This window comes from Silvania confinis, from assembly GCF_025564085.1.
Taxonomy (GTDB): Bacteria; Pseudomonadota; Gammaproteobacteria; order Enterobacterales; family Enterobacteriaceae; genus Enterobacter; species Enterobacter confinis.
On record NZ_JAMGZJ010000076.1, the window covers coordinates 107600 to 120260 of the forward strand.

Annotated in this window: 11 protein-coding genes; 5 read left to right on the top strand and 6 right to left on the bottom strand. The window is 51.9% G+C overall.

From position 1 onward, the window contains the following. The first annotated feature begins 100 nt into the window (after window positions 1–100). The 5 genes from M8013_RS12870 to M8013_RS12890 all read left to right on the top strand — a co-directional run bounded on the left by M8013_RS12870 (window position 101) and on the right by M8013_RS12890 (window position 5454). Entirely contained in the window at window positions 101–1000 is a 900-nt protein-coding gene (locus tag M8013_RS12870; RefSeq protein ID WP_271268201.1) for an AraC family transcriptional regulator, read from the top strand. 344 nt (window positions 1001–1344) lie between these two features. After that, a complete protein-coding gene (locus M8013_RS12875; RefSeq protein ID WP_271268392.1) occupies window positions 1345–2574 on the top strand; it encodes a PocR ligand-binding domain-containing protein in 1230 nt (409 codons plus the stop codon). A 17-nt stretch (window positions 2575–2591) separates the two neighbouring features. Further along, window positions 2592–3656, top strand: a complete 1065-nt coding sequence (locus M8013_RS12880) for an AraC family transcriptional regulator (protein WP_271268202.1) — start codon at window positions 2592–2594, stop codon at window positions 3654–3656. 119 nt (window positions 3657–3775) lie between these two features. Then, window positions 3776–4927: a methionine adenosyltransferase gene (gene metK / locus M8013_RS12885; RefSeq protein WP_271268203.1), complete on the top strand. Its 1152-nt coding sequence runs from the start codon at window positions 3776–3778 to the stop codon at window positions 4925–4927. Between the two features lie 47 nt (window positions 4928–4974). Next, entirely contained in the window at window positions 4975–5454 is a 480-nt protein-coding gene (locus tag M8013_RS12890) for a BMC domain-containing protein (protein ID WP_271268204.1), read from the top strand. A gap of 118 nt (window positions 5455–5572) precedes the next feature. On the opposite strand, the gene M8013_RS12895 is transcribed toward M8013_RS12890, so the two are convergent. The 6 genes from M8013_RS12895 to M8013_RS12920 all read right to left on the bottom strand — a co-directional run bounded on the left by M8013_RS12895 (window position 5573) and on the right by M8013_RS12920 (window position 12636). Then, the gene (locus M8013_RS12895; protein WP_271268205.1) at window positions 5573–6478 is read right to left on the bottom strand and encodes a DUF7973 family transport facilitator; all 906 of its coding nucleotides are present in this window, start codon (window positions 6476–6478) and stop codon (window positions 5573–5575) included. 115 nt (window positions 6479–6593) lie between these two features. Beyond that, window positions 6594–7511: a glycyl-radical enzyme activating protein gene (locus M8013_RS12900; protein ID WP_271268206.1), complete on the bottom strand. Its 918-nt coding sequence runs from the start codon at window positions 7509–7511 to the stop codon at window positions 6594–6596. A gap of 94 nt (window positions 7512–7605) precedes the next feature. Continuing rightward, a complete protein-coding gene (grpM, locus tag M8013_RS12905; protein WP_271268207.1) occupies window positions 7606–10158 on the bottom strand; it encodes a glycyl radical diol dehydratase GrpM in 2553 nt (850 codons plus the stop codon). A gap of 48 nt (window positions 10159–10206) precedes the next feature. Continuing rightward, window positions 10207–10782 carry a DJ-1/PfpI family protein gene (locus M8013_RS12910; protein ID WP_271268208.1) on the bottom strand — a complete coding sequence of 192 codons (576 nt, stop codon included), beginning with the start codon at window positions 10780–10782 and terminating at the stop codon, window positions 10207–10209. Between the two features lie 10 nt (window positions 10783–10792). Continuing rightward, entirely contained in the window at window positions 10793–11092 is a 300-nt protein-coding gene (locus M8013_RS12915; protein ID WP_271268209.1) for a BMC domain-containing protein, read from the bottom strand. A gap of 23 nt (window positions 11093–11115) precedes the next feature. Beyond that, entirely contained in the window at window positions 11116–12636 is a 1521-nt protein-coding gene (locus tag M8013_RS12920) for an aldehyde dehydrogenase family protein (RefSeq protein ID WP_271268210.1), read from the bottom strand. Between the last annotated feature and the right edge of the window lie 25 nt (window positions 12637–12661).

Consider the following 12661-nt stretch of genomic DNA (forward strand, 5'->3'; position numbering starts at 1 on the left):
CGGGCGACAGAACATGTCTTTTTCCCCGCGCCATGCTTTGATGAATCAAGGGCTCAGCGGCATTTTCTTGCTCACATTGGAATCAGGTAGGGATAAGCGGATGCAACAAACTCAGGTTCTGGCGAACTGGTATCGGGAATCAGACAAGTTTTCGACGTTAATGAACTACCAGATCCTGCGCGCCGGACATATTCGAACAGCCGAGAACTTCCGCGTCCGACGCCAGTCGGTGGTGGGGCATGAACTGATTTTTTGCCTGCAAGGCAGCGGGTTTGTGCGGCTGGAAAACACCCTCTATGAGGTGCAGGCCGGGTGTCTGGTCTGGCTGCCCGTCCGCTGGCCGCACGAGCATTACCCGAACAAAAACGATCCCTGGGAGATATTGTGGCTGCGCATTGATAGCGCAAAGCTCAGCAATATCATGCAGATACTGGATGTGACTCAGAACCCCGTTTTCCAGTTCGACAACCCCGAGAAGATCACTGAGATTTATCACCATATCTTCAGCCTGATGCACAGCCACACCTTAGTGACGGATGCGCAGTGCGACGAACTCTGCGCCCGGCTGATCTGCACCCTGCTGGAGAACCGAAGCGCCGAGGCAACGAAGTCCCCGGTCATTACCCATCGCGGGCTGGGACGGCTGATTTACCAGATCCACAGCCACTACAGCGACGACTGGAATATTGAGAAATTTATGCAGCACTGTCAGGTGAGCAAGTCCCAGCTGTTCCGCCTGTTTCAAACCACCTTTAACCAAAGCCCGCTGAAATGGCTGAAGAACTATCGCCTGTCACAGGCGCGTCGGCTGCTGGTCGAAACCCAGGAGACCATCGGTCGTATCTCAGGCCAGGTGGGATATAACGATCCCCTGCATTTTTCCCGCGATTTCCATCGCGCGGTGGGATTATCGCCCAGTGAGTTTCGCCGTCGGGAACAGCGGATGGACTGGGAGCAGAGTAAGGGTGAGTGCCTGGATAAAGAGAGTACGGAAGGTTAAAGCATAAGAACACCTTCACCCCACTCCATATCACGAGAGCAGGGTGAATAGAGATGTTCTCGAACAGAATATCCCTATTGCCCATAATATATAAAAACCCGTATCAAGCGTGTTATCGATTCACATTAAAATAACCCCTAATCTAAATATCCACGGTTGTTATTGAGATTAATCCAATGTTCATATAATTTACGAATTTAGTTACATTCAGATAACATTATCGACATGGGATTAACATGAATTTTAATTCATTTTTTATTGCCGTGACCGATTTCAATATTTTTCCTCATCAAATCGTTTATTTTCAAATATGCAATATTGCTCTACAAATGCAGGCTGAAGGTATGATGAATAAATACAAATTACATGAGTTTTTGGATGTACAACGTCTTCAGACCCTGCAGGATAATTTTTCAAAATCGATGATGATCGCGCTGGTGGTGGTGGATGAAAATGGCGTTCCCGTCACCAGGCCCAGCGGTTTTTCGGACTTCTGCGCACGCTCTCGCCTCAACCCTAATCTGACCCATCACTGTTATGAAAGCGATAAAGCCGGCGGGCGTGCGGCGATGCAGGCCCGCGAACCGGTGGTGTACCGCTGCTACTGCGGTTTTGTGGAATTTGCCGTCCCGATCATGATTAACGATCACTACCTCGGCGCATTTATTTCCGGTCAGGTAAAGGTAGAAGAGGAAAAAGAGCGCAGTATTCCTTATATTCTTAATAACAATGAAATCTGGGAAGAGAATCCCTGGCTGATCAATCTGCATCAAACTACGCGCAGAATGAACTACGAACGTTTTGAATCCACTGCCTCTACGCTATTACACGTTTCTTCATACCTGGTGGAACAGGCGCACGCCAATAATATTCAGCGTGAGTTGCGTACAAAAGATCTTGAGCTGACCAATGAATTAAGAATGCGCGTTGAAATTGAGCGTTCGTTACACGAAGCCGAATTCAAAGCACTATCTTATCAGATCAACCCACATTTTTTATTCAACGTATTAAATACCATAGGCCGTCTGGCATTTCTTGAAGATGCCCAGCGCACCGAAACCATGGTGCACGATTTTTCCGACATGATGCGCTATCTCTTACGCAAAAATAACCATGGGTTGATTACGCTGCGCAATGAAATGAATTACGTGAACAGTTATATGTCGATACAGAAAGTGCGGATGAGCGACCGCTTCGATTATCTGTACGACATCCCCGAGAAGTATCTGGATGTGGTCTGCCCCTTTTTGATCCTGCAACCTCTGGTGGAGAACTTCTTTAATTACGTGGTAGAGCCACGTGACACCAGCAGTCATCTGCTGATCCGCGCCACCGATGACGGTCAGGATGTGATTATCGAGGTCACCGATAACGGCGACGGCATCCCTGCGGATGCTATCACCCAGATTTTATCCGGCGATCAAAATCTTCAAAAAGGCAGCATCGGCATCAACAACATAAAAAATAGATTAACGCTGTTATTTGGTGAGAGCTACGGCCTGGAAATCATGAGCGCCAACAAGCCCAGGATGGGTACAACCATTAAACTTCGGTTCCCCATGCTGGAAGCCTGATAGCAGGAAGAGGACATATGTTTAACATTGTTATCGTTGAAGATGAGCCCATCGAACTTGAATCACTGAGACGGATAATTTCCCAGTGTGTGGAAAACGCCGTTATTCACGAAGCCTCCACGGGCAAAAAAGCCATTCAGCTGATCGACCAATTTAACCACATCGACATGATCTTCGTGGATATCAATATTCCGCTGCCAAACGGCAATCAGGTGATTGAATATCTGAGAAAAAAAAGCGCTGACACCAAAGTCATCGTCACGACGGCGAATGATGATTTCGATATCGTGCGCAGCATGTATAACCTCAAAGTGAATGATTATCTGTTGAAGCCGGTGAAAAAAAGCATCCTGATCGACACCATCAAAAAAACGCTCGAGGTTAACGAAGACGATAACGAAAAATCCCGGGCGCTGAAGCAAAAAGTGTTCACCCTGATCGACGAATGCCGCTATGCCCCGTGGCACAGTCTGCTTTTCGACATGATTAACGGCGCGTGTCATATCGACGGGCATAACGAGGAACAACGCAAAGAGGTTATCGATTTCCTGGAGATCGTCAGTCAGTATACGACCGTGCAGGGCGAAAAATTAGCGCCAACCCACCGTAAAGTCACCGCCATGATAAAAGACATCAATCAGTACGGCATCATAGAAAACCGTTATTTTCGGGTGATATTTGGCCTGCTGACCATTAGCGAAGAGCTGTTTGACTATGCATTTAAAAATTATAGCGGCAATATCGATTTTATTGAGCGGGCGAAATTTCATATTGAAAAAAACATTCTCAGAAATCTGACCCTCGACGATGTTGCCGCGAAATCGTTCGTCAGTCCCTGCTACCTGAGCCGGGCATTCAAGAAAATCACCGGCATCGGGTTCTCGAATTATATCGCCACGCGCAAAATCACTATCGCCAAATCGCTGCTGCAGTTTAGCGATATGAAGGTAAATACCATTGCGCTGGAGCTGGCTTATCAGGACTCCAACTACTTCTGTCGGATCTTCAAAAAAGAGACCGGCCTGGCCCCTTCTGATTACCGGAAAATCGTTACACCGGCGGAGTCGGCAGCCCTGGCGTAATTTTGCGCTAGCCTGCAAATGAAAACAAAATAGTCCAACACACCCGCAAGATAGTTTACGCCCCCTTGTCTGGTTGCCCCCTAAGATAGGAATAAACCTTCCAGACAAGTGGCCTCGCTTTGAACGACTACCTGTTTACCTCCGAATCCGTTGCTGAAGGCCATCCGGACAAAATGGCCGACCAGATTTCCGATGCCATTCTGGATGCCATTCTGCTGCAGGACCCGTGGGGCAAAGTGGCCTGCGAATGCCTGGTCAAAACCGGCGTCGCTATCGTCGCAGGTGAAATATCTACCCATGCCACGGTCGATATCGAACAAATCGTCCGCAGCACCATTAAAGAGATTGGCTACGATCATTCTCGGCTAGGCTTTGACGGCAATACCTGTGGCGTACTGAATATTCTCGGCAAACAGTCCAGTAATATTGCCGACGGCATTCGCGGTCGCTCTCCAGAAGCGCTGGGCGCAGGCGACCAGGGCATCACCTTCGGCTACGCCTGTGATGAAACCCCGGAACGGATGCCCGCCACGCTGATTTACGCCCATCGCCTCATGGAACGCCAGGCACAGCTGCGTAAGTCTCAACGGCTGCCATTTTTACTGCCCGACGCCAAAAGCCAGGTCACCCTGCGCTATCAGGATAACCAGGTGCATTCGGTGGACACCGTGGTGGTGTCTACCCAGCACAGCCCGGATATTTCGCTGGCGACACTGCGTGAAGCCGTTATCGAAGAGATCATCAAACCGGTCATGCCATCACGCTGGCTTACGCCGCACACCCGTTTTCTGGTCAATCCGGCAGGGCCGTTTGTGATTGGCGGCCCGGTGGGCGATTGCGGTTTAACCGGGCGCAAAATCATCGTCGACACTTATGGCGGTGCGGCCTGTCACGGCGGTGGCGCATTTTCCGGTAAAGATCCGTCAAAGGTTGACCGTTCTGCCGCTTACGCCGCCCGTTACGTGGCGAAAAATATTGTCACTGCCGGCCTCGCGTCGCGCTGTGAAATCCAACTGGGGTGGGCCATCGGCCTGCCCCACCCCGTTTCCGTCAGGATCAACACGTTTGGCACGCAAAACGTGTCAGCAGACGTGTTGCAGCAGGCGGTTAACCGTCATTTTGATCTCAGCGTCTACGGCATCATCAGCATGCTTGACCTGCTGGTCCCCCGCTATCGTAAAACGGCCTGCTACGGCCACTTTGGTCGCGACAGCTTTCCGTGGGAACGCACGGATAAAGCGGCGCTATTACGCGAAGACGTTGGCCAGTAAGCCGACGCGCGCGCAGCATAATGTGAATTTATCTACAGGAGAAGAGTATGTCCGGGCAAAGTTTAGGCTTGATCGAAACCGTCGGAATGGCAGCGGCGGTGGAAGCCGCGGATGCCGCCATGAAATCCGCTAACGTCAGCCTGGTGGGCTATGAGCTAACCAAAGGCGGCGGGATGGTCACGGTAAAACTGGAAGGCGAAATTGGCGCGATTAACGCCGCCGTGGCAGCAGCCATCAACGCAGCTAGCCGGGTCGGGAAGGTCTACGCCCACAAAGTTATCGCCCGTACCGCTCAGAATATTGAGCATATTATTCATTCGACAGAGACGGTCGGCGTCGTCCAGCCTGAGCCTGAGCTTGAAACACCCGTCCCGGTCGTCGAACAACAGGTTGAAGAAACGCCCGCTCAGACCATCCCGGTGGTCAATATTGAGACATCTGGCAGCGCATCCTGCATGGATATTGCTGATGAAACGCCGCAAGATCCCATGAAGAAAGTGCCACGTCCGGGCCCGAAGAAAAAATAACGCGACCAGGCGTAAAAATGCCGCACTGAATACCCGTTCAGCGCGGCATTTTTTTATCCCGCACAAAACAAAAAAACCAGCAGGCGTAACCCACTGGCTTTTCTTAAACATCAAACAACTACATTAACGGAACTAACGTGAACAGCCCGATAGTCGCCAGCACGTTAACTGCCGTCGTCATGATGGCGATGGCCATCGCCGGCGGGTCAATATGGGTATCGCCATGGACCAGAAAGATACGCGACATCAGTTCACCTAGCAGCGCGCAAATAATACCGACAACGCCCGCCCATATCAGGCTGCCCGACAGCACTGCCGTCAGCGCGGCGGGCAGTGCGATGTGGTGCGACACGGGCACCTGCGTGTTGAAATGCAAAAAGATCAGCGAGAACGCAGAAATACCGAACGCCAGCAGCGCACCGTTGCCGCCGAACTTCAGCCCTAAAAACCCAGCCATCAGGCCGATACCCAGGCCCAGTACCGAAAGCTGCGGAATGCGGCTGTGGTAAGGCATCCAGCATTTATCCTGTGGCGGGTAGCAGTGACGGATCCCCTTCTCCGGCTTGCCAAACAGACCCGTTTTACCGAACATCAGTCGGCTCACTATTCCGGAGATCACCACCGTCAGCGCCACCGTATCGGTCCAGGCATTACCGGATGGGAACGCCGGGATCTGGTTCAGCCCCCAGGCGATGAGGTAACCGCCCGCCCCGAATATCCCGCCCACCAGCAGCACGTCATAGGCCGCCAGCCCGCTCAGCCCGGCGGTGATATCGCGCCCGGAGCCCAGTTTGCCTTTCTTAGCCGCGTATGCCGTCGCCGCCACGCCTGCGGCAAAGCCGCCAGTGTGCGGCCCAAACAGACCAAACGGAAACGTAATAAAATCCGATGGCGCGCCGGTAATAATTTGCACTACCGCCATGGCGATCACCAGAAGCCCAACGAATTCAAAAGCCGCCAGCGCGCCAATCGCCGCGCCAAATATGCCGCCGCCGAAGGCAACGAGAATATCTAAGCTATTCATATAGCTCACCTCTGTAATGGGATTAAATTAAAGGACAACATAAATTAAATACAGAATGCAGACTCACTCCGGGTAATTTTATTATTAGAATAATATCGCGAACAAAAAACGTTTTTTAACCACCGATATGACAGTTAAACCCTGATGACTCAACCGTCGCTTTCAACGTTTCCATTTTGGCCTCGGCAATACTTTTTGCATCACCCATCGGGTACTGACGGCCTAATAAATTATATTTATTCTCGCCAAAGCTGTGATAAGGCAATAAGTGAATGGTATCGACATTTTGCATTAATCGGGCAAACTCAGCGATATGATGAATTTCCTGTGGATTATCGTTCACGCCGGGGATCACCGGAATACGCACCACCACTTTAGTTAAAAATGAAATGCGCAGCAGGTTTTCCAGAATCACGCTGTTTTTCACGCCGGTGTTACGCTCATGCACGTCGGGGTCGATCGCTTTGATATCGGTTAGCGCCATGTCGACATAGGGAAAAACCTCGTCAATCACCGCCTTAGTGGTGAAGCCGGTGGTTTCAATGGCGGTATGCCAGCCCTTGGCTTTACACGCTTTCAACAGTTCACGGGCAAACTCAGGTTGCGCCAGCGGTTCGCCGCCAGACAAGGTAATGCCCCCGCCGGAGCGACGGTATAAATTCTCTTCTTTTTCCAGCTCACGCATCACCGCCGCCACCGACATCCGCTTGCCTTTCATTTCCAGCGCGCGTGTCGGACAAACGTCCGTACATTTACCGCACTGAATACAACGGTCACGATCGATAAACCAGGTATTAGCGGTTGACAACGCCTGTTGCGGGCAAACATCAATACATTTCCCACAGCGAATGCAATCATTCTTTTTAAATAACAACTCTGGCTGCGGATGTTGTGACTCAGGATTACTACACCATTTGCAGGAAAGCGGACAACCTTTAAAAAAAGGAATGGTGCGAATGCCTGGGCCATCATGCAAAGAATAGCGTTGAATATTAAAAATGACGCCTTCGGTTTCGTAATCGACTTTATTCATAACAGCACTCTATATTAGCCAGTGGATTTACCCTGGAAGGTAAAAATGAATAATAACGGGCCAGATTGGTTGTCCTCTCTGGCCCGTGGGGTATTTACGACAGTTGCTGCTCAGTACGGCTAATAATATCGTCCTGTACTTCCTTCGCCAGCACCACCCACTGGGCGCTGTAGCCGGCTACACGCACCACCAGATCCTGATGCTGCTCAGGGTTTTTCTGCGCTTCAATCAGCGTGTTGCGGTCGATAACGTTGAACTGGACGTGCATCCCTTTCTTATCGAAGTAGTTACGCACCAGGCCGCTGAAATTACGCAGACCATTCTCGCCAGCCAGTGACGATGGCAGGAATTTCTGGTTATAGAGCGTGCCGTTAGAGGCAATAAAGTGGTCAAGCTTGGCCACCGAGTTGGCTGCAGCCGTTGGGCCAAGGGTATCTTTACCCTGACGCGGTGAGACACCATCTGCCAGCGGCTCTTTTGCCAGACGTCCATCCGGCAGCGCAGCAACGTCTTTCCCAAACAGTACGTTAGCGGAAACCGGGTAAATACCGGCCTGGAACTGGCCGCCACGCGGATTGGTGTACTTCTCCACTTCCTGGCAGTAGATCAATGCACATTTGCGCGCCACTAAATCCACGTCGTCGATATCGTTACCGAAGCAAGGGGTGTTTTCCAGGATACGGCGGATTTCTTCATGACGGGACAAAGTACCGGATTGCGCCGGAGCGGCATTGCCGGATGTCAGTTGACGATAGACTTCGTTTTTAATCGCCGCCGGATCTAACGCGCCATGCTGCTCAATGATGCGTTTCACCACATCGTAAATGTCCTGCTCGTTGAGCGAGGTTTTTGCCGTTGGGCTATGCGGGTTGGCGCCCACCGCGTGACCGAAATTGCTGTCCAGTGCGCTTTTCAGCTCGCTCAGGGAGAGCTTGCGATCTTCGAACACCTGCTTCTGGATGGCATACACAGAGTCACCGGTGTCCGCAACACCAAACGCCTGCGGGCCGGTGAAGTTATAGATCGCACCGCCTTCCTGCAGGGATTTACCCCGGCCGATACAATCGTCTACCAGCGCAGACAGGAACGGCAGCGGGCAGCGTTCGCCGTGGGCAATATCCACACTATTGCAGGCTTCAACCAGTTGATGAACGAAGTGCGCCATCTGTTTCTGGAACGCGTTGTAGAAATCGTCCATGCTGGTGTACTGAGTCAGTTCACCCGTTACCGGACCGAGCTGCTTGCTACCGGCGCGCCCGTTGTTGAGGGTGATTTCCAGCACTTTTGCGACGTTAAAGAACGCCGCATCATGCCAGCCTTCAGTGCGGTGCGGTGCCTGCGGCTCCACACAGCCGATGATGCAGTAATCACGCGCGTCACGCAGCGATACGCCACGGTTTTGCAGCGCCGGGATGATCACTTCATCGTTGTACATCGCCGGAACGCCAAGGCCCATGCGCACCAGCTCGCAAGCCCGATACAGGAACGCATCCGGGGTACCCTGCCATACGCGAATAGAGAACGACGGCTGCGGCAAACGCACGTGTGCGGTCGCTTCCATACACATGTAGCTCAGATCGTTGGTCGCGTCGCGACCGTCTTCAGTCTGGCCGCCACAGCACAGGTTCTGGAAGACGGCATAGCCGGCGAACGCCTGGGCAGACACTTCGTCACGGGTTTTGTTTATGTCGTTGAGTTTGATCCAGCAGCAGTCGACCAGTTCCTGCGCGAATTCGCGTGAGATCGATTTGTCCGCCGCCAGATACGGATACATGTACTGGTCGTAACGGCCCGGGGAGATAGAGTGACCGCTGGATTCGATCTGCAGCATGCTCTGAATGAACCAGAATGTCTGACACGCTTCCCAGAACGTGGTCGCACCGTATTCCGGTACGCGGGTACAGTTCTGCGCGATTTGCTCCAGTTCGCGTTTACGGGCCGGATTGCTTTCCAGCTGCGCCAGACGGGACGCTTCTTCCGCATAGCGATGGGCAAAACGAATCGCCGCGTTATAGCTTATCAGCACCGCGTTATAGAACTGCTCTTTTTTGATATAGCCAGGTTCGGTGCGGTCCAACGCGTCCAGCGCACGGGTTACCTCGTTGATGATGCCGCGAAAACCGATTTTCAGCACCTTGCCGTAGTCGACGCTAACGTGGCCGACGCCACCGAAGAAGTAGTTGCCTACGGTGAATACGCCGCTCGCCATACTCTCTTTGGTGCTTTCTGACATGTACGAGGCGGCAAGTGAACTGGTGGTTTTACCCGGCCAGTATTTGAACGCTTCATGCAGATCCTGGGCAGTCTTTTTCGAAATAATGAACGGGTCGGCGACGCGGCTTTCCATTGTCTCGAACTCTTTTTCCACCCAGTCGTAGGAGAACTCAGGGCAGATTTCCGTCGAGCGTGGATTAATGGTTACCGCACCCACAATTAATTCGTCCGGACGAATCGTCACCGGTAATTCGTTAAATATTTTTTCAACCACTTTTGCGCGGCGCATAATAGCCGGCAACTGTTCCGTCTCTTTATATGCTTCGGTTGCCAGTACTGCGCGCTCTGATTCCACATACGGCTTCGCCGTCAGAATCATGTTTTTCAGTCTTACAACACGGTCAGTCGGATTAGAAAAGCCTTTCTCTAACATAGATAACTCCCGAATATATTTTGATAACCTTGCGGCAGTGCCGGGGTATTAATGAATAATGCTGATACCTATCTGAGTAATAAATTGACGTAATATTTCAGGATGTCCCATCCAGGTGGTCGCAGTGATGAGGTTGCCATCGACGACAGCCTCATTATCCGCAGCAGTAACCCACAGGCCACCCGCCATTTCCACTTCGGGTTTCACCGTAAAATACCCTGTCAGCTTCCTGTCTTTTAATACCCCCGCAGCGGCCAGAATTTGTGGGCCATGACAAATTGCGGCAACAGGTAATGAGAAATTCATTGCATAATGGATGATATTCAGGACCGATTTATTTAATCGCAGGTATTCCGATGAACGCCCACCTGAAATATACACACCGCAATATTCTTGTAACTTTATTTCGTCAAATGATGCAGTCAATCTAAAAAGGTGTCCGGGTTTTTCAGTGTACGTTTGGTCACCTTCAAAATCATGAATCGCGGTTTTAATAAACTCGCCAGTTCGTTTGCCCGGACATACAACATCCACTCTGAAACCTAACATGCTTAATGCCTGCCATGGCACCATGACTTCATAGTCTTCAGAGAAATCGCCTGCGATAAGTAATATCTTCTTCATAAGCGAACTCTCAGAACGGGTTATCGTTTTCCTCAATAATTCGCATGGCTTCATACACCGCCGCGACTTCACCAAAAATGGCCAAGGTGGTGATGTGCTGAGGGCAACTGCCAAAGATTTCCGAAACCACCACATTGGCACTTTTGCTGGCGACATCGGCATAAAAATAGAGATCCGGAACCGGCAGCATTAACAGCCCAATAGCATCGATGCGAATCAACTCCAGACGCGAACGAAACTCCCCGGGCATGCGCCGTTTCAGCATCGCCAGAATATCCGGGGTCGGCGCGTTTATGATCCGTGTTTTCATCTTTGAGTCACCCTTCGCAATGGTTAGCGAATATTCAGCGCTTCAACCATTACACAGCGACGATGCCGTGCAAAAGCGCGTGCTGACGTAAGCCCTTCACCGGTCGGCCCGGCAATCGTGAAGGTGGCATGCCCTTCCCCCCCCACCCCGATCCCCGCATATGAGGGACCATTTTTCACAAAGATGGTGGTCTGGATCAGGCGCGCCATTTTGGTCAGCTTTTCGACGTTGGTGGAGTGCATAATCGCGGTATGTCGATTGCCGTGCTCCACTTTCACCGCCAGCTCGATAGCTTCATCAACGTTATCGACGCGCACCACCGGCAGGACGGGCATCATCAGCTCATGCACCACGAACGGATGGGTTCTCTCCGTCTCGATTAAGATGACTTTAATATCGTCCCCCACCGTGATCCCCAGCTGCTGCAGGATGTAGCGCGCATCTTTACCGACGAACCCGGTATTCGGCCCGGTGCCTTTTTCGTTAAGCACCAGCGTCTGCAACTGCTGAATCAGTTTCTTGTCGCACAGCAGATAAGCGCCGCTTTTCTTCATGCAGTGGATCAGATAGTCAGCGACCTGATTCACCACGATCACCTCTTTTTCGGCCACGCACGGCAGGTTGTTGTCGAAGCTACAGCCTTTAATAATATCCCGGGCCGCTTTTTCGATATCCGCCGTCTCGTCCACGACGGCTGGCGGGTTGCCTGCGCCTGCGCCAATCGCTTTCTTGCCGGATGACATCACGGTTTTCACAATCGCTGGACCGCCGGTTGCCACCAGCATGTTGATACGCGGGTCGTTGATCATGGCGTTGGTGTTATCGATTGACGGTTTCGTCACCGTGACCACCATGTTTGCCGGTGCGCCCAGCTGAGCAAGTTTGGTATTGATCAGCTCAACCGTGTACAGCGACACCTTGCGCGAACGTGGGTGTGGACTGAACACTACGGTGTTGCCCGCCGCCAGCATGCTGATACTGTTGTTAATGATGGTTTCGGTCGGGTTAGTGGTTGGCGTAATCGAACCAATCACCCCGAACGCGGAATACTCGATCAGCGTTAACCCGCCGTCTCCGGTAATCGCGCGGGTCGCCAGGTCTTCAAGACCTGGCGTTTTTAGCGCTGCGACGCGGTTTTTGATCAGTTTGTCCTCATAATTACCCATGCCGGTTTCGTCCACTGCCATACGGGAAATGGCGCACAGCACCTCCTCCTGCAGGAAAACGTCACGAACGCCATTAATAAATGAGGTACGGTCTTGCATCGAACAGTGGCGATACTGCACCTGCGCCAGTACGGCCGCTGAAATCGCCTCGTCCATCGTCTCGAATGCGCCATTTCCGACATTCGTGACCAACGATGATGCACTGGCGGCGCGCCCGGACGTTTGCTGCGCCAGCGCCTTAGCGACGATATCATCCAGGCTTTCAACCCGCGCCGCATCTGAGGTGGCGGGAGCCGCAGCCGGGGCCGTATCCGGTGTTGCTTTGGTGAATTTGCTCAGAATGGTCGAGACAGCCTGAGCGATTTCAATATCATTCATCTTTAAATTCCTTACTACCGACCGC

What these genes read in the sequence shown, in the direction of transcription:
- M8013_RS12870 (WP_271268201.1), top strand. Translation starts at nt 101, where the DNA reads ATGCAACAAACTCAGGTTCTGGCGAACTGGTATCGGGAATCAGACAAG.
- M8013_RS12875 (WP_271268392.1), top strand. Translation starts at nt 1,345, where the DNA reads ATGATGAATAAATACAAATTACATGAGTTTTTGGATGTACAACGTCTT.
- M8013_RS12880 (WP_271268202.1), top strand. Translation starts at nt 2,592, where the DNA reads ATGTTTAACATTGTTATCGTTGAAGATGAGCCCATCGAACTTGAATCA.
- M8013_RS12890 (WP_271268204.1), top strand. Translation starts at nt 4,975, where the DNA reads ATGTCCGGGCAAAGTTTAGGCTTGATCGAAACCGTCGGAATGGCAGCG.
- M8013_RS12895 (WP_271268205.1), bottom strand. Translation starts at nt 6,478, where the DNA reads ATGAATAGCTTAGATATTCTCGTTGCCTTCGGCGGCGGCATATTTGGC.
- M8013_RS12900 (WP_271268206.1), bottom strand. Translation starts at nt 7,511, where the DNA reads ATGAATAAAGTCGATTACGAAACCGAAGGCGTCATTTTTAATATTCAA.
- grpM (WP_271268207.1), bottom strand. Translation starts at nt 10,158, where the DNA reads ATGTTAGAGAAAGGCTTTTCTAATCCGACTGACCGTGTTGTAAGACTG.
- M8013_RS12910 (WP_271268208.1), bottom strand. Translation starts at nt 10,782, where the DNA reads ATGAAGAAGATATTACTTATCGCAGGCGATTTCTCTGAAGACTATGAA.
- M8013_RS12915 (WP_271268209.1), bottom strand. Translation starts at nt 11,092, where the DNA reads ATGAAAACACGGATCATAAACGCGCCGACCCCGGATATTCTGGCGATG.
- M8013_RS12920 (WP_271268210.1), bottom strand. Translation starts at nt 12,636, where the DNA reads ATGAATGATATTGAAATCGCTCAGGCTGTCTCGACCATTCTGAGCAAA.